The organism is Achromobacter kerstersii, from assembly GCF_902859595.1.
GTDB lineage: Bacteria > Pseudomonadota > Gammaproteobacteria > Burkholderiales > Burkholderiaceae_B > Achromobacter > Achromobacter kerstersii.
Map to the genome: position 1 here is coordinate 44,859 of NZ_CADIJQ010000014.1, position 14,844 is coordinate 59,702.

The 14,844-nt window shown below is 63.9% G+C and carries 14 protein-coding genes and 2 tRNA genes; 9 read left to right on the forward strand and 7 right to left on the reverse strand.

The features are described 5' to 3' along the window. Positions 1 to 4 precede the first annotated feature (4 nt). The gene (locus HV765_RS28480; RefSeq protein ID WP_175171684.1) at positions 5 to 1,510 is read left to right on the forward strand and encodes a tripartite tricarboxylate transporter permease; all 1,506 of its coding nucleotides are present in this window, start codon (positions 5 to 7) and stop codon (positions 1,508 to 1,510) included. Positions 1,511 to 1,569: 59 nt separating this feature from the next. Here the strand turns inward: HV765_RS28480 and HV765_RS28485 are convergent, their stop codons facing one another. The 5 genes from HV765_RS28485 to HV765_RS28505 form a co-directional block, all read right to left on the reverse strand. After that, complete coding sequence (locus tag HV765_RS28485; protein ID WP_254600754.1) at positions 1,570 to 2,118, reverse strand: PIN domain-containing protein; 549 nt, start codon at positions 2,116 to 2,118, stop codon at positions 1,570 to 1,572. 579 nt (positions 2,119 to 2,697) lie between these two features. Continuing rightward, on the reverse strand, positions 2,698 to 4,233 hold the full coding sequence (locus tag HV765_RS28490; protein WP_175171686.1) for a tetratricopeptide repeat protein: 1,536 nt from the start codon (positions 4,231 to 4,233) through the stop codon (positions 2,698 to 2,700). Positions 4,234 to 4,261: 28 nt separating this feature from the next. Continuing rightward, entirely contained in the window at positions 4,262 to 5,344 is a 1,083-nt protein-coding gene (locus HV765_RS28495; RefSeq protein ID WP_175171687.1) for an RDD family protein, read from the reverse strand. A gap of 128 nt (positions 5,345 to 5,472) precedes the next feature. Next, positions 5,473 to 5,910, reverse strand: coding sequence for a universal stress protein (locus HV765_RS28500; RefSeq protein ID WP_175171688.1), 438 nt, complete (start codon positions 5,908 to 5,910; stop codon positions 5,473 to 5,475). A 234-nt stretch (positions 5,911 to 6,144) separates the two neighbouring features. Next, a tRNA-Ser gene (locus tag HV765_RS28505) sits at positions 6,145 to 6,232 on the reverse strand. Positions 6,233 to 6,339: 107 nt separating this feature from the next. Here HV765_RS28505 and HV765_RS28510 point away from each other — a divergent pair. The 7 genes from HV765_RS28510 to HV765_RS28540 all read left to right on the forward strand — a co-directional run bounded on the left by HV765_RS28510 (position 6,340) and on the right by HV765_RS28540 (position 13,234). Next, complete coding sequence (locus HV765_RS28510) at positions 6,340 to 7,317, forward strand: NAD(P)H-quinone oxidoreductase (protein WP_054424291.1); 978 nt, start codon at positions 6,340 to 6,342, stop codon at positions 7,315 to 7,317. A 130-nt stretch (positions 7,318 to 7,447) separates the two neighbouring features. Further along, on the forward strand, positions 7,448 to 8,194 hold the full coding sequence (tpiA, locus tag HV765_RS28515) for a triose-phosphate isomerase (RefSeq protein ID WP_175171689.1): 747 nt from the start codon (positions 7,448 to 7,450) through the stop codon (positions 8,192 to 8,194). Positions 8,195 to 8,215: 21 nt separating this feature from the next. Then, complete coding sequence (gene secG, locus HV765_RS28520; RefSeq protein WP_054424287.1) at positions 8,216 to 8,692, forward strand: preprotein translocase subunit SecG; 477 nt, start codon at positions 8,216 to 8,218, stop codon at positions 8,690 to 8,692. Positions 8,693 to 8,877: 185 nt separating this feature from the next. Continuing rightward, on the forward strand, positions 8,878 to 9,438 hold the full coding sequence (locus tag HV765_RS28525) for a sigma-70 family RNA polymerase sigma factor (RefSeq protein ID WP_338077818.1): 561 nt from the start codon (positions 8,878 to 8,880) through the stop codon (positions 9,436 to 9,438). A 24-nt stretch (positions 9,439 to 9,462) separates the two neighbouring features. Continuing rightward, positions 9,463 to 10,485, forward strand: a complete 1,023-nt coding sequence (locus tag HV765_RS28530) for a FecR domain-containing protein (protein ID WP_175171690.1) — start codon at positions 9,463 to 9,465, stop codon at positions 10,483 to 10,485. 97 nt (positions 10,486 to 10,582) lie between these two features. Beyond that, positions 10,583 to 13,039 (forward strand): TonB-dependent siderophore receptor, encoded by a 2,457-nt coding sequence (locus HV765_RS28535; RefSeq protein ID WP_175171691.1) that lies wholly within the window; start codon positions 10,583 to 10,585, stop codon positions 13,037 to 13,039. A gap of 110 nt (positions 13,040 to 13,149) precedes the next feature. Beyond that, positions 13,150 to 13,234, forward strand: a tRNA-Leu gene (locus HV765_RS28540). Positions 13,235 to 13,379: 145 nt separating this feature from the next. Here HV765_RS28540 and HV765_RS28545 read toward each other — a convergent pair. Beyond that, positions 13,380 to 13,685 (reverse strand): hypothetical protein, encoded by a 306-nt coding sequence (locus tag HV765_RS28545; protein WP_175171692.1) that lies wholly within the window; start codon positions 13,683 to 13,685, stop codon positions 13,380 to 13,382. A gap of 105 nt (positions 13,686 to 13,790) precedes the next feature. On the opposite strand from HV765_RS28545, the gene HV765_RS28550 reads away from it, so the two are divergent. Continuing rightward, positions 13,791 to 14,018 (forward strand): hypothetical protein, encoded by a 228-nt coding sequence (locus HV765_RS28550; protein WP_082387107.1) that lies wholly within the window; start codon positions 13,791 to 13,793, stop codon positions 14,016 to 14,018. Between the two features lie 28 nt (positions 14,019 to 14,046). Here HV765_RS28550 and HV765_RS28555 read toward each other — a convergent pair whose 3' ends face one another. Beyond that, positions 14,047 to 14,838 carry a tyrosine-protein phosphatase gene (locus HV765_RS28555; protein ID WP_175171693.1) on the reverse strand — a complete coding sequence of 264 codons (792 nt, stop codon included), beginning with the start codon at positions 14,836 to 14,838 and terminating at the stop codon, positions 14,047 to 14,049. Positions 14,839 to 14,844 lie beyond the last annotated feature (6 nt).

Genomic DNA, 14,844 nt, shown 5'->3' on the forward strand with positions numbered 1-14,844 from the left:
CACCATGGAACTTCTACAAAACCTGATGCTGGGCTTTTCCGTGGCGTTCACGCCCGAGAATCTCAGCTATGCATTCCTGGGCTGCCTGCTGGGCACGCTGGTCGGTGTATTGCCGGGCTTGGGCCCCGTTCCCACCATTGCGATGCTGCTTCCCATCACGTATGTGCTGCCGCCCACGGCCGGCTTGATCATGCTGGCGGGCATCTACTACGGCACACAATACGGAGGATCGACGACAGCTATTCTGGTGAATTTGCCGGGTGAAACGTCGGCGGTGGTGACGGTGCTGGACGGCCACCAGATGGCGCGCAATGGGCGTGCCGGTGCGGCACTGTCGCTTGCCGCGATCGGATCGTTCTTTGCGGGCAGCGTCGCAACCGTATTGATCGCGGCATTCGCGCCACCCTTGGCGGAAGTGGCGTTCGCCTTCGGGCCCGCCGAGTATTTTTCGTTGATGGCGCTGGGGCTTATTGGCGCGGTCGTGCTGGCATCGGGATCATTGCCGAAAGCGATCTGCATGATCTTGCTGGGACTGCTGCTGGGCATGGTCGGAACCGACGTCAATTCGGGCGTGGCCCGCTACGATTTCAGCATTCCGGAATTGCAGGACGGTATTGATTTCGCGATTGTCGCGATGGGTGTGTTCGGCCTGTCTGAAATCATGGCCAACCTGGAGCAGAAAGAGAACCGGGTTGAAATCACCGACAAGGTGGGGTCGCTGTATCCCAGCCGGCAAGAGTTCCGCGAAGCGGCGCCCGCCATTGTTCGGGGCACGGCCCTGGGTTCGGCGCTGGGCATTTTGCCGGGCGGGGGTTCCGTCTTGTCAGCCTTCGCCTCGTACACGCTTGAGAAAAAGCTGTCGAAAGAACCCGAGCGCTTTGGGAAGGGGCATCCGGCGGGCTTGGCTGGGCCGGAATCCGCGAACAACGCGGGTGCGCAAACTTCGTTCATCCCGCTGCTGACGCTAGGTATTCCCGGCAACGCCGTCATGGCCTTGATGGTGGGGGCGATGACCATCCACAACATCCAGCCGGGTCCGCAAGTGATGACCAGCCACCCAGAGCTTTTCTGGGGCTTGATTGCCTCCATGTGGATCGGCAACCTGATGCTGGTGATTCTGAACCTGCCGCTGATCGGCATCTGGGTGAAATTGCTGCGCGTTCCCTACCGCATGCTTTTCCCGGCGATTCTGGTGTTCTGCACGATCGGGGTGTATTCGCTGAACTACAACGTGTTCGACATCTTCATGTTCGCCATCTTCGGCGTCATCGGCTATGTTTGGAGCAAATTGGGCTGCGAGGGGGCGCCGCTGTTGTTGGGCCTGGTCCTGGGTCCGATGATGGAAGAGAACTTCCGTCGGGCGCTGTTGCTGTCTCGCGGAGAATTCAGCACCTTCGTCACGCGCCCGCTGTCCGCAACGTTGCTGGCGCTGGCCGCCATTCTGCTGGTGTTGGTGCTGTTGCCGGCGCTGCGCAAGAAGCGCGAAGAAACGTTCGTCGAGGTCGACTGACCGCGGGGAACCCGATTGGCTCCGGGCCTGGTGCGGCGCAAGCTGTCCAGGCCCTTTTTTTAGGCGGCGTCGCGCGCCACCAGGCTCTTCAGGCCATACAGGCGTTCGCGGTGCAAGGTCGTGGCCAGGGGTTCGGGTTCGCGGCCCAGCGCGACGTAATCGGCGGGAATCTGCGCAATGGCTGCGCGCATGGCGTTTGCGTCTGCCTGCCACCATTGCACCAGCATGCGGTCCGGGTTGTACACGTCCAGCCCCTGGCGCCGCAACTCTGATCGATTGAAATCCTTCAGATTCCAGGTCAGCACCTGGACCACCGGCGGTTGCTGCAAGCCGCAGCGCGCGCGGCGGGCCAGACCGGCGGCAATCACATGAAAGTCCTTCGGATCGCTGTACCGCAACGACGCTTCGTACACCTGCGTGCCGGCTTCGTTCGCTTCGGGAAAGCGCGCGTTCATCTCGGCCCAGAACTCCGTCAACACTTCCGGCGGAATATCCCATATGCGCGCCGCATTGCGCCGCCATTCCTCGCCGATACGTTCTGTCCAGACCGGCGTGTACACGCCGGCTTCGGCAAGACGCAACAACAGCCGCCGCAAAATGCCTGACATCAGGACGCAGGCATCCAGGACGATAAAAGGGGGGCGGGCGGCGGGGGCGGTCAAGAGGACGAGGGGAATAGGGGAAAGCGAGAGGCCAGGCGCAAGGCAGGCGGCCGGAAAGGCCGAAGCCTTTCGACCACTAAAAATGGTGCCCGAGACCGGAATCGAACCGGTACGACCGCGAAGTCGAGGGATTTTCTTACCACTTCGGCTTTCGCCGCCAGCACAAGGCTGTTCGTGGTCTGGAGCACGCCTTCACCATAGCCTTGCGGCCGTAGGTGCCCGCCGTCTGCTCTCTACACCTTCCCTGATTTTTCAATCGGGGCTTGGCTCGGCGTTGGCTCGGAACAGGTCCAGGGCATTCGCCGAGTTTGACGGGCTACACCTTTGGAGTTTCCCCCAAAGGGCTCAAATTAGTTTTAAGTCCCTTGTGTCTACCAATTTCACCACTCGGGCGTGCGCGGCCCATGCAGGGCCGGCAGCGGGCGAGACTATACCATCTTGCGCGCAGGGGCATTCACACGGCCGGCGCGCATTGGGGTAATCACGAGATGACTTGCACCGGCGGGTACGCCGTCACTCCACCGCCTACTTGCGTCCGAACAGCCGGCCCAGAAAGCCGCGCGGTGCGGCGGCGGCTTCTTCGGCGGCTTGCGCGCGGCGCAATGACAGGTCCTGGTAATTGGCCTTGCCATTCTGCTGATACGACGCCGCCGCCTGCCGATACGCCATGGCCGATTCCGCATGGCGCTTCATATGGCCGTAAATCTCGCCCCGCGAAAACAGCGCCCAGTTGCGGTAGTCCGGGTCCAGCCCGATCAGCCGGTCACACGCCGCAAGGGCTTCTTCGAACCGCTTCGCGCCAGTCAACGCGTTGATGCGTTCGGCGTGCAGCGGGCCGCTGTCTGGCCACTTTTCCAACGCGCGGTCGGCATCGGCCACGGCCTCTGCGCCCCGGCCCAGATGCGTCAACGCATCGATGCGCACGCGGCGCCATTTCAACCAGTCGGGGTCCAGCGAAATCGCCACTTCCGACAGCGGCAGCGCTTCGTCGTAGCGCTCAAGGCGGGTCAGCGCATCGGCGGCATTGCCTGGCAGAAAATCGTTGTCGGGGGCAATTTCGTAGCCGCGCAGGTAGTACGCAAGCGCCTCTTCCCAGTTGCTTTGATCGCGTTGGGCGTTGCCGGCCACGAACAGCAATTGCGCATCGCCGCTGGTCATCGGGTCCAGCCCTTGCAGCGCCTGTTCGGCAAGCTCGGGGTCGCCGCTACGGACAAATTCGCGTGCCTGTTCCTTGCGGCCTTCCCAGCCGGAGTCCGACAGCGCGTCCAGGTGCCGCCACAATGGCGCGGCTTCGTCGGCGCGCCCTAAACGGTGCAGGGATCGGGCCTTGCCCTCTAGCGGCCAGTCCCAGTCGGGCTCGCGGCGCAGCAGGCTGGTCCATTCTTCGACGGCGTCGGCGTGACGCTCCAGCGCTTGCAGGCAAGACGCGCGGTTGTGCTGGATGGCGTTCTCTTCGCCCAGGATGGCGCGGGCGCGGTCGAACATGGCGATGGCGTTTTGCAGATCGCCCAGGCGGCGGTAGTTATTGCCGGCGTCGTAAAGAAAACCGCCATTGTTGGGCGCCAGTGCGACGGCGCGCTGGTGGTAGGGCCGCGCGTCTTCGTAGCGGCCCGCGTTGTGCAGGTTCGAGCCGATGTAGCAATGCGGTGCTGCGGCAGCGGGGCGCATCTGTGCGGCGCGCGTCCAGCTGGCGATGGCGTCTTCCAGGCGGCGATCATTGATCAGCAGATAGCCTTCAGCCATCAATAGCCCATAGTGCGCGGGCGAGCGCTGGCGGGCTTCGCGCAGCAGGGCCCACGCTTCCTGCTTCTCGTCGGCGTCGTAGAGCGCGATGGCGCGCACGCTCAGGGCTTCGCTGCATTGGGGGTCAAGCGACAGCGCGCGGGCCAGGTCGGCGTCGCGCGCCGCGTAGGCGTTGCGCCGGGCGTGATAGCGGGCGCGCAACGCCCACATGACGGATGACGCGGGCTGTTCGCGCAGCCCTTGTTCGCACAGGGACTGCATTTGCGTCAGGTCGCTGCCGTCGTCGGCGCGGAGAATGGCTTCAATCAGTTGGGGCATGCAGGTGTTCCGAATTCAGCAGGGCGGGCTAGCGCGCAAAGGCGCTGGTGTCGTGGCGGCAGCGGTAGATGCGGTCGTCGGGCGCGATGTCGTCGCTGCCGCATTCCCAGCGGCGGATGCCGCCGCCTTTCTTTTCCGATCGCATCTCGGGCAGGTAGGCCAGGTGCTTACCGGCCAGGCTGGGCGAGCCATCGGTGGGGGGTGTGCCAGCGATGGTGAATCGCAGCACGCCGTTCACCGGGTTCAGCTCCAGTTTGGAAAAGCCGCTGCCCAGCAAAGATTCCTGGGTCACGCCAAGATCCGCCAGCGTCGCGGGAAACGCCCGCGTGCGCTGGTAATGGTTTTCCGCCAGCCGGCGCACCGGGTCCGACACGAGGTCCAGGCGTGTGATCTCGGCGTGCAGCGGGTTGTCGGGCTTGTCTGAATCTTTGATGGCCAAGCCGATGATCACGCCGCCCACGATCAACGTCAGCATGCCAAACACGATGAACAAGAACTTTCCGGCACTGGTGACGGCGCGCGCCTTGGCCACCGCAGGCGCGATGGCGCGGGCGTCTGCCGTGCTGGACACGACGTGCGTGCCGGCCAGCGAATTGTGCATGGCGCGTTCGCCGAAAATCATCTGCTGGATGTGATGGAAGATGCCGGGCAGCACGACGTTCAGCGTGTACTTCAGCTGATGGCGCCAGATCGACCGCAACAGGCCGGGGGCCTGGCCCTTGCGATTCACCACGCGCATTTTCAACAGCCGCTTGCCGGGCGAGCCATTGCCCCAAGCGTCCATGAAGGCGGGCAGCAGCCAGCCCAGCAGCCCCGCTGCGATGGTCAGCAGAATGGGGCTGGGCGTACCCGCCAGCCCTTCATAGGTGTACGAGGCCGCGTTGATCAGCACGATGATCGCCACCGCCATGAACATGCCATCGATCGCGGTGGCGCCCAAGCGCGACCAGATGCTGGGAAAGAGTGAAGCCTGTTGTGGGCGGGAGGGAGCTGTCTTGGGTGTGGCGGCAGCCGGCTTGGCAGTTGCGGGCTTGACGGGCAAGGCCGCCTGACAACTGAAGCAACGTGTGTTCGAGGCCGGGTTCTGCCAATTGCATTTCGGGCACTGCATGGTCGATGTCTTGTTCTGGATGCTGCCGCCCGGCGATGCGGGTGCGGCTGAAGTGCGGCAGTGTATCGAAAACCCGCAGCTTCACCCGCAAGACGTCGTACTGTTGCGTCGTGCCCGAATGACAAAGGCTAGCGGTACACCAGCACCGGCAACGTTGAATGGGCCAGCACTTTCTGAGTTTGGCTGCCCAGCAGCAGGGCCGCCATGCCGCTGCGCCCATGGGACGACATCGCGATCAGATCGCAGCCTTGCGTCATCGCAATGTCGATGATCACCTGATGCGGGGCATCGCTTTCGCGCATCTCGGTGTTGCACGGCACGCCAGCCGCTTTCGCTTTTGCCTCGGCGTCTGCCAGATAGGACCGGGCCAGTTCGCTGGCCTGTTTCTCGTACGCGGTGCGCACGCCTTCAAACTGCACGGTTTCCATGGACGGCGCGTGGAAGGTCGCGTAGGCCGTCACGACCGTCACGCGGGCGCCCAGCGCGCGGGCCAGGCCCAGCCCGAGCTCCAGGCCAGCGTTGGACAGGCTGGAGCCGTCGATAGGAATGAGTATGTGCTTGTACATGGCAACCTCCAGTAGGGGCGGAGGGCGGCCGGGTGTCGTGGCCGCCGGTCAAGAGCGAGAACAACACGGGACATACTACGCCTCTGACGGGCCGCCAGCGACGCGCGTGGCGAGGCCTTGTGACACGGATCAAGCGCCGGTCTGAAAGGGGCTTTGGGGGCTCAGGGCAGCGGCGCGCAGGGGGGGGGCGCCAACTGATCCGCGGGCGAGTGCCCGGCGGTTGCCATAGATATCTGGCGGAAGCGGTGAGATTCGAACTCACGAACGGTTGCCCGTTGCCGGTTTTCAAGACCGGTGCAATCGACCACTCTGCCACGCTTCCGGAAAGGTCTGGCGATTCGGCCGTCAGGCAAACATTCTGCCGGAACGGAAACGCGATATGCCGTAAAGGGCGCAATAATAATCGATTTGCTGCAAAGGAGGCACGCGATGCACGCTGTTGAAATCTCCCGCCCTGGCGGCCCCGAGGTTCTGGTCCCCGTAGAACGCCCCACGCCCGAGCCTGGCGCGGGTGAAGTTCTGATCAAAGTCAGCGCCGCGGGCATCAATCGCCCCGACGTGTTCCAGCGCAAAGGCAACTACGCGCCGCCCAAGGGCGCATCCGATCTGCCGGGCCTGGAAGTGGCTGGTGAAATCGTCGGCGGCGACGTTGCCGGAAGCGGTTTTGCCGTGGGCGACAAGGTCTGCGCGCTGGTGGCCGGCGGGGGTTACGCCGAGTACTGCGTGGCGCCTGTGGCGCAATGCCTGCCGATCCCGAAGGGCTTGTCCGACATCGAAGCGGCCGGCCTGCCGGAAACGTACTTCACCGTCTGGAGCAACGTGTTCGACCGCGGCCAATTGTCCGGCGACGAAATCCTGCTGGTTCACGGCGGCGCAAGCGGCATCGGCACCACCGCCATCCAGCTGGCTCGCGCCATGGGCCACAAGGTCTACGCTACCGTCGGCAGCGACGACCGGGCTCGCGCCGTTGAAGCGCTGGGTGCGGAAAAGGGCATCAACTACAAGACGCAGGACTTCGTGAAGGAAGTCATGGACGCCACTGGCGGGCGTGGCGTGGACGTGATCCTGGACATGGTGGCGGGCGACTACATTGCCCGCGACATGCAGTGCCTGGCCGATGACGGCCGCATCGTCATCATTGCGCAACTGGGCGGATCGACGGCCAGCGTAGATACCTCGCAAGTCATGCGCCGCCGCCTGACCATCACGGGTTCCACCCTGCGTCCCCGTTCGGTCGAGTTCAAGGGCGCTATCGCACGCGCCCTGCGCAACCACGCCTGGCCCCTGTTGGAAAAAGGGGACATCAAGCCGATCGTGCACGCAACCTTCCCGCTGGCCGAGGCCTCCAAGGCGCACGCCATGATGGAAGGCGGTGAAAATATCGGAAAAATTGTGCTGACAATGTAAGAAACGCGCGGCGTTCGGCGTATCGCCGCGCAACAGGATACAATCTCGGGTTTCGCCTGGAATTTTTTCCAGGCAGGCCCGTGGGCGGTTGCCGCATCCCTCGGGGCTCACCCCACTCAGACACTTCGCCATGACTTCAGTCGAAAACCGCGCCCGCCTCGTGCTGGGCAACTGGAAGATGCACGGCAACCTGGCCGAGAACGCCGCGTTGCTGACCGAGCTGCGCGCCGCGGATGCTGCGAGCCACTGCGAAATCGGCATCTGTGTTCCGTTTCCCTATCTGGCGCAAGCCGGCTCGGCCCTGACCGGAAGCAGCGTGTCCTGGGGCGCGCAAGATGTCAGCGCGCACGAAAAGGGCGCGTACACCGGTGAAGTCTCCGGCTCCATGTTGAAAGAATTCGGCTGCCGCTGGGCGCTGGCCGGCCACTCCGAGCGCCGTGTGCTGCACGGTGAAACCGACGAGATCGTCGCCGCCAAGGCGCAAGCCGCGCTGGCTGCTAGCGTAACGCCGGTGGTGTGCGTGGGCGAATCGCTGGCCGATCGCGAAGCCGGCAATACGCTGGCCGTCATCGAACGCCAATTGAAGCCCGTGCTGGCGCTGGGCGCTGAAGCCGTCTCGCGCATGGTTCTGGCCTATGAGCCCGTGTGGGCCATCGGCACCGGCCGCACCGCCAGCCCCGAGCAGGCGCAGGAAGTTCACGGCGCCATCCGCGCCGCCTTGCGCGCGCTGGGCGCGGCGCAGGTGCAAGTTTTGTACGGCGGCAGCGTGAAAGCTGCCAACGCCGCCAGTTTGTTCGCCATGACTGATATCGACGGAGCCCTGGTCGGCGGCGCGTCGCTTGTGGCTGAAGAATTTTTGCGTATTGCCGCCATCTAAGTTTCCGTTCCGGAGTCTGTAATGCCCTTGATGCTTAAACTTTTGCTGGCCGTCCAAGTTATTTCGGCGCTGGCTATCATCGTTCTGGTCCTGCTGCAGCAGGGCAAGGGCGCCGACATGGGGTCCGCTTTTGGTAGCGGCTCGTCCGGCAGCCTGTTCGGTGCCACCGGCGCCGCGAACTTCCTGTCGCGTGCCACGAAGTGGGCCGCCGTCGTCTTCTTCGCGTCCACCGCGGGCCTGGCTTATGTCAGCCACAAGGGCACCAGCGGCCCGGCCGTTGATTCCGGCGTGATGCAAAGCTTCCCGTCCGACCGCTCCGTGCCGCAAGTGCCGGGCGCCGCTCCGGCCGCTGGCAGCTCGTCCGTTCCGGGCGCGGCTTCGGTTCCGGCAGCGCCTGCTGCGCCGGCCAAGCCTGACGCATCGGTGCCCTCGGCCCCGGCTCCGGCCGCTGCCGCACCGGCTACCGGTGACAAGCCGGCCGAGACGCCCGCCAAGTAAGCAGTAAGCCCCAGTCAGTGCAAAAAGGCCGGCGTAATGCCGGCCTTTTTCTTTTGCGCGGCAGGCGGGGTAGGGCCGGGTCTGGGTCAGGGTCTGGGGAAAAGATATTGAGAATGGTTCTCATGATTGATATAATCCGCCCGCTTCTTCCCATGCCCAACTGACCAATCCCGCGCCAGCCTCTCATGCCCCTACTGACTGACGACGCTCAAGCCGCCCGTCCGGCGATCGCGCCCTCGCGTGCGATGGCCGTGCTGGAAAGCTGGTTCCGGGGGCATCACAGCTGGTTGCTGGATCGGGTGCAGCGGCATTTGCGCAACCGGGCGGAAGCCGAAGATGTGGCCGCCGAAACGTTTTCGCAGGCGGTCGCCATCCAGGCCCACAACCAGGGCTTGAACGCGGTGCGCGAGCCGCGCGCCTTTCTCACCACCATCGCCAAACGGCAGATCTTCCAGCTGTGGCGCAGGCGCGATTTAGAGCAGGCCTACCTGGAAGCGCTGGCCGTGCAAGGCGAGGGCGTGGCGCCTTCCGCCGAACAACATCAGTTGGTGATCGAAGCCTTGGAGTGCGTGGCGGCGGCGCTGGAAGGCCTGTCCGCCAAGACGCAGCAGGCGTTTTTGTACAGCCAGCTGGACGGCCTGACCTATGCCGAGATCGCAGACAAGTTGGGCGTGTCGGCCAGTATGGTGCGCCAGTACATGGCGCAGGCGTTCCGGCGGATGGCAGGCCTGAATGTCATCGGCTAGGCCCTCAGCGCGGAGCGTGCGTTCGTGAATGCGCATGCTGCCCAAGAGTCCGAGGTCAATGATGCCGCTTTAGGCTGGCTGGTCATCATGCGTTCTGGCGAGGTGACTGCGCAAGAGCGCCAGGACCATGAGGCGTGGCTGCGTGCAAACCCCGCGCACGCGCAGGCCTGGAGCCGTTTGGTCGACGCGGTCGACCGCCCGTTGGGTGTGGTGCGCCAGCCTCAAGCCGTTCAGGCCGCAGGCAGCCGGGCAGACCTGTTGTCTCAGGCCCTGTTGCGCGCTCAGGCCGCAGGACGCGGGCGCCGCCAATGGCTCAAGGGCGCGCTAAGCGTGGCGGGCGTGGGCTCTTTGGCCGCGCTGGCGTTGGCCGAGCGCACGATGCCGCTGACCCAATTGCTGGCGGATCACGTCACCGGCACCGGAGAACGCCGCGCCGTGGCCTTGCCTGATGGCAGCCTGCTTCAGCTGAATGCGCGCACCGCGGTGGATGTGGTGTATTCCGATGCGCTGCGATTACTGATCCTGCGCGAAGGCGAACTGATCATTGATGTAGCGCCATCCGGGATCGGCCCGGCGGCTCGGCCGCCCTTTGTGGTGCGCACGGCGCAGGGAGCGATCCGCGCGCTGGGCACCCGTATCGCGGTGCGGCAGAACCCGGGCAACACGCGGGTTGCCATGTTGCAGCACCGCGTGGCGTTGATTCCCTTGGAGGGCCGCCCGGCCACTTTGGAAGAAGGCGAAACCGCAATCATGACCGAGCACGGCGTAGAGCCGTTATCGGCCCCCGCCGCGACCGCTAGCGCGTGGGAGCAGGGCGAAGTCCAGTTGCATGATCAACCGCTGGCCGATCTGGTTGCGGCCCTGCGGCCGTATCGCCGAGGCTATGTGCGCATCAGTCCCGCCGCGGCCAGGCTGCGCGCGTACGGCACTTATCCGCTGGACGACACCGACCGCACGCTGGCCATCGTGGCCGAGACGCTGCCCGTGCGCGTGCGCCGCTATGCCGGCGGCATGCTCGTCCTGATTGATACCCCCGCCGACGGCTGAAAAAAAAACGTTCGTCCCCACTGTCACTTTTGAGCCGTCGCGCCACATCCCTCTTGAAGCTAGTTCGATTCACGACGTTCTTGAGGGAAATCTCGTCATGTCTACCGTTACCGATCTGCGGCTGTCGCTGCTGGCCGCGGCCCTGGTCGCCTTGTTCTCGACACCGCTCGTCCGGGCGCAGCCCACGGCAAGCCACGCCGCCGCCCCTGCCGATATGGTCAGCCCCGTCTCTGCCCCTGCCGACACGGCCAGCACGCTGCGCGCCTACGACATTCCGGCGCAGGCGCTGGGCAGCAGTCTGGCCCGCATTGCCAGCGAAAGCGGCGAAGCGATCTCGGTAGATGCCGAGCTGGTGCGTGGCATTGATGCGCCCGCCGTGCGCGGACGCTACACGGCCGAGCAGGCCGCCCATGCGGCGATGTCGGGCAGCGGGCTGGAACTGCTGCGCACCGGCAGCGGCAGTTGGGCATTGCGGCGCCCGCTGGCCCCTGCGGCCGGCGTCGTGACGCTGGGGGCGGTCCAGGTCACGGGCGAACGTGATCCCGCCGTCACCGAGAACACCGGCTCGTACACGTCAACCGGGCCCAGCGCCACGGGCACGCCGCTGGCGCTGAGCCTGAAAGAGACCCCGCAGTCGGTCACCGTTATTACGCGGCAGCGGCTGGACGATCAGAAGCTGGAAAGCGTGATTGATGCGCTGGAAAGCACCACCGGCGTCACCGCGTTCCGTCAGGGCATGGGCACCGACCTAAGCGGCCTGTGGTCTCGCGGGTTCACGATTTCGAACTTCCTGGTTGATGGCATTCCCAGTTCCTTGGGGTCGTCCAGCTACTGGCGCAACACGGCCATGTACGACCGCATCGAAGTCGTGCGAGGCGCCACCGGCCTGATGAGCGGCATGGGCACGCCCGCCGCCAGCATCAACCTGGTGCGCAAGCGTCCGACCGCGGATTGGCAGGCGAGCATCAGCGCCGAGGCCGGCAGTTGGGACCGCTATGGCCTGGGCGCCGACGTGTCCGGCCCACTGTCTGAAAACGGCAAACTGCGCGGCCGCCTGGTCGTCGACGAAGAGAACCAGCATTCGTGGATTGATCGCTACGAAAAGCAAAGCCGGCTTGTCTATGGCATTACCGAGCTGGACCTGGGCAGCGCCACCTTGCTCACGCTGGGCTTCAGCTACGAAACCAACAATAACGACTCGCCCCTGCGCACGGGCCTGCCGTTTGCCTACAGCAACGGCGTCCCCACCCACTTCAAGCGGTCGACCAACCCCGCGCCTGACTGGAGCTTTTACGATAGCGAACTGAGCAACGTGTTTGCCTCCGTCAAACACGACTTCGGCAAAGGCTGGAACGGCAAAGTCGAAGTCACGCACACCCGCTACAACTACGACAGCGCCCTGTACTTTCTGACCGGCTCCATTGATCAGGCAACGGGGCAGGGCGCGGCGCTGTGGCCCGTGCGTTGGAAAAGCAACGACAAGCAGACCACGCTGGACGCCCAGATCAGCGGCCCCTTTGACCTGCTGGGCCGCCAACACGAAGTCGTTGCCGGGCTATCGCTGTCCCAACTGCGTTCCGACACGCCCAGCTATGGCGGATGGCTGGGTCCGTGGACGGGTTATGACGGCACGATTGCCGACTTTCATCACTGGGATGGCGCGTCCAACCAGCCCAACTTCGTCAAGGCCGGCGACACCCAAACCAAGGAAACGCAGGTCAGCGCATACCTCACGTCACGCTTCAAGCTGGCAGACCCCACCAGCCTGATCGCCGGCGCCCGCGTCATCAACTGGGAACGCAAGGCCGACACCAGCGTCGTCGGTGTACCCGGCAGCACGCGCGCCGACACGCGCGAGACCGGCGTCATCGTTCCCTATGCCGGCCTGGTTCACGAGCTGAACGAAAACTGGTCCGTCTATGGCAGCTACACCCGCATCTTCAGCCCGCAATCGGCCGCCACCCGCGACGTCAACAACAACGTGCTGGACCCCGAGCGCGGCACCAGTTACGAGCTGGGCGTTAAATCCAGCTTCTTCGACGAGCGCCTGAACGCTGGCCTGGCGCTATTCAAAACCCGGCAAAGCAACCTGGCGAACTACGATGCCGCCACCTCGTCGTACGTGGCGCTGCAAGGCATCACGACCAAGGGCGCCGAACTGGAGCTGACGGGCGAACTCAGCCGCGGCTGGAATGTGGCGGCGGGCTACACGTACTCACTCAGCGAAGACGCCAACGGCCAACGCGCCATCGCCCAGATTCCCCGCCACAGCGTCAAACTCTTCACGACCTACCGCTTGCCGGACGCGCTGAATCGGCTGACGGTCGGCGGCGGCGTCAATTGGCAAAGCACGTCGGGCTATGTGGGCGAAGCGCAGCAATCCAGCTACGCCGTTGTCAACGCGATGGCCCGCTACGAATTCAGCAAGCAATTCAGCGCCACCCTGAACATCAACAACCTGTTCGACAAGGCCTACTACAGCGGCCTGAGCGCCTATGGCGGCGTCTACGGCGCACCCCGCAACGTCATGCTGAGCGCGAAGTACGCGTTTTAAGGGGGCGAGGTGCCCCCATTTCCCTGAGGGGTTCTGTGTTTAAGAAATTCCGTGCTAGAATGCTCGACTTTCTGGCATTGCCTATGGGCAGCGCCAGAAATCTGGTGAAAGCCGACGTGGTGAAATTGGTAGACACGCTATCTTGAGGGGGTAGTGGCGAAAGCTGTGCGAGTTCGAGTCTCGCCGTCGGCACCAAGAATTCCTCGTAAAAAGCCCGCTGAAACGCAAGTTTCAGCGGGCTTTTTGCTTGTCGGTTGAATAGGCAAAAGTGCATAGGCAAAGTGCGTAGCCAAAAAACGCATAGCAAACCAACGCTACAAACACCCTCAGCCCTCAGCCCTCAGTGCAGATTGCCCCCAAACGCAATCGCCGACACCACGAAGGTCACCGCGCTGATCGCCGCCAACGTATACGCGCGCTTTGCCGCATGGGCATTCCCACGGCTCATCCCCACGATTACCGCAATCACCGCCCACAACCCTGTGAACGCCAGCAGCGCCAGCGTGTAGACCCAATCAGACAGATCGTAGCCACCGCCTCCGATCGACGGCGTGCCGCTGTTTTTCGGCCATAGCAGCGCAATCAGCCATCCGGCAACGACGGCAAACACGGCAAGCCAGATCTGGAATCCGCGGTCTTTCAGCATGTTTGGTCCTGGAGTGTCTTTGCGTTAGCAGATGTCAGCCGCCCCTCGGAAGGGCGAAGGCCGGCTGGTATAAAGGGGACTGATGTTTCAACGTAGGGCGAGCATATGTCGATTCAAATGTTGATCCGTTGCGGTGCGGCGCTGTCTCTTATCGCGATGGGTTCGGGATGTTCCATGGTCGGACTTGGAGATTCACGCAGTAGCGAGTGCCAGTGGTATCGCAGCAGCTGCATGCACGAAGGTTCATACGAACCTGGTGAAGAGGACTACGCGGAAGAGGAAGCCAAGCGCCTGAACAAGCAGTCCTCGGACAGGTTGCGGCGTAGCAATTGATTCCGTGTTTGGCGGGCAGGCTGCGGGTTCAATCCTCCAGGTAATGTTCCCGCAAGACCTCCGCGTCTACCTTCAACACGTCGCGCAGATACCGGTCCATTCCGCCGAATTCCTGCTCAATTGCCCGCACCGATGCATCCAGGTAGGCGGGCGCCACTTCCAGCAGCGGCATCATCACATCGTCTTTGACGCCGCGCGCGGCGGACTTGACGAGGATCTCCTGGAAGAACCCGGCATTCCAATGGTTCGATTCCAGGTAGTTCGCGACGATGTCGTCGTGCGCCACACCCAGCGCCGACAGCAGCAACAGCGAGGCGAAGCCGGTGCGATCCTTGCCCGCCGTGCAATGGAATAGCAACGTCTTGCCGGTCATTGCGGTTTGCAGAAATCCGCCGAAGGGTTGTTGATAGCGCGACGGGAATTCGCGATAAATGTCCACCATCATCGACGTGCTGAAGTCTTGCGTGGCTTCGCGCAGGCGCGGCAGCAGCACGGCCATGGCCATGTTGCCGTCCAGCACGGGCGATGCAATCCAGTGAAAGCGTTGACCGAACAGCGGTTCATCATGCGCCTTCTCGGGTTCGGCGCGGAAATCAATGACGGCTTCCAACCCCAATGCGCTCAACTGTTCCAGATCTGCGGTGCTGGCCCGGCCGGGGTTCCCGCTGCGGAAAAGTTTGCCCGTGCGCACGCGGCGGCCGTCGGCGCCCGATAGCCCGCCAAGGTCACGCGCGTTGTGCACGTTTTCAAGGACCAGGCGGCGTTGAATGGCTTCGGGTGTAGTCTGGAAAGAGTCCGTGTGGCGGGTGGTGGCGGGCATGCGTTC

Excerpts from the sequence above, each read along its gene's own strand:
- secG (WP_054424287.1), top strand. The coding sequence starts at position 8,216 with ATGCCCTTGATGCTTAAACTTTTGCTGGCCGTCCAAGTTATTTCGGCG.
- HV765_RS28490 (WP_175171686.1), bottom strand. The coding sequence starts at position 4,233 with ATGCCCCAACTGATTGAAGCCATTCTCCGCGCCGACGACGGCAGCGAC.
- HV765_RS28555 (WP_175171693.1), bottom strand. The coding sequence starts at position 14,838 with ATGCCCGCCACCACCCGCCACACGGACTCTTTCCAGACTACACCCGAA.
- tpiA (WP_175171689.1), top strand. The coding sequence starts at position 7,448 with ATGACTTCAGTCGAAAACCGCGCCCGCCTCGTGCTGGGCAACTGGAAG.
- HV765_RS28525 (WP_338077818.1), top strand. The coding sequence starts at position 8,878 with ATGCCCCTACTGACTGACGACGCTCAAGCCGCCCGTCCGGCGATCGCG.
- HV765_RS28510 (WP_054424291.1), top strand. The coding sequence starts at position 6,340 with ATGCACGCTGTTGAAATCTCCCGCCCTGGCGGCCCCGAGGTTCTGGTC.
- HV765_RS28500 (WP_175171688.1), bottom strand. The coding sequence starts at position 5,910 with ATGTACAAGCACATACTCATTCCTATCGACGGCTCCAGCCTGTCCAAC.
- HV765_RS28535 (WP_175171691.1), top strand. The coding sequence starts at position 10,583 with ATGTCTACCGTTACCGATCTGCGGCTGTCGCTGCTGGCCGCGGCCCTG.
- HV765_RS28550 (WP_082387107.1), top strand. The coding sequence starts at position 13,791 with ATGTCGATTCAAATGTTGATCCGTTGCGGTGCGGCGCTGTCTCTTATC.
- HV765_RS28480 (WP_175171684.1), top strand. The coding sequence starts at position 5 with ATGGAACTTCTACAAAACCTGATGCTGGGCTTTTCCGTGGCGTTCACG.
- HV765_RS28485 (WP_254600754.1), bottom strand. The coding sequence starts at position 2,118 with ATGTCAGGCATTTTGCGGCGGCTGTTGTTGCGTCTTGCCGAAGCCGGC.
- HV765_RS28545 (WP_175171692.1), bottom strand. The coding sequence starts at position 13,685 with ATGCTGAAAGACCGCGGATTCCAGATCTGGCTTGCCGTGTTTGCCGTC.
- HV765_RS28495 (WP_175171687.1), bottom strand. The coding sequence starts at position 5,344 with ATGCAGTGCCCGAAATGCAATTGGCAGAACCCGGCCTCGAACACACGT.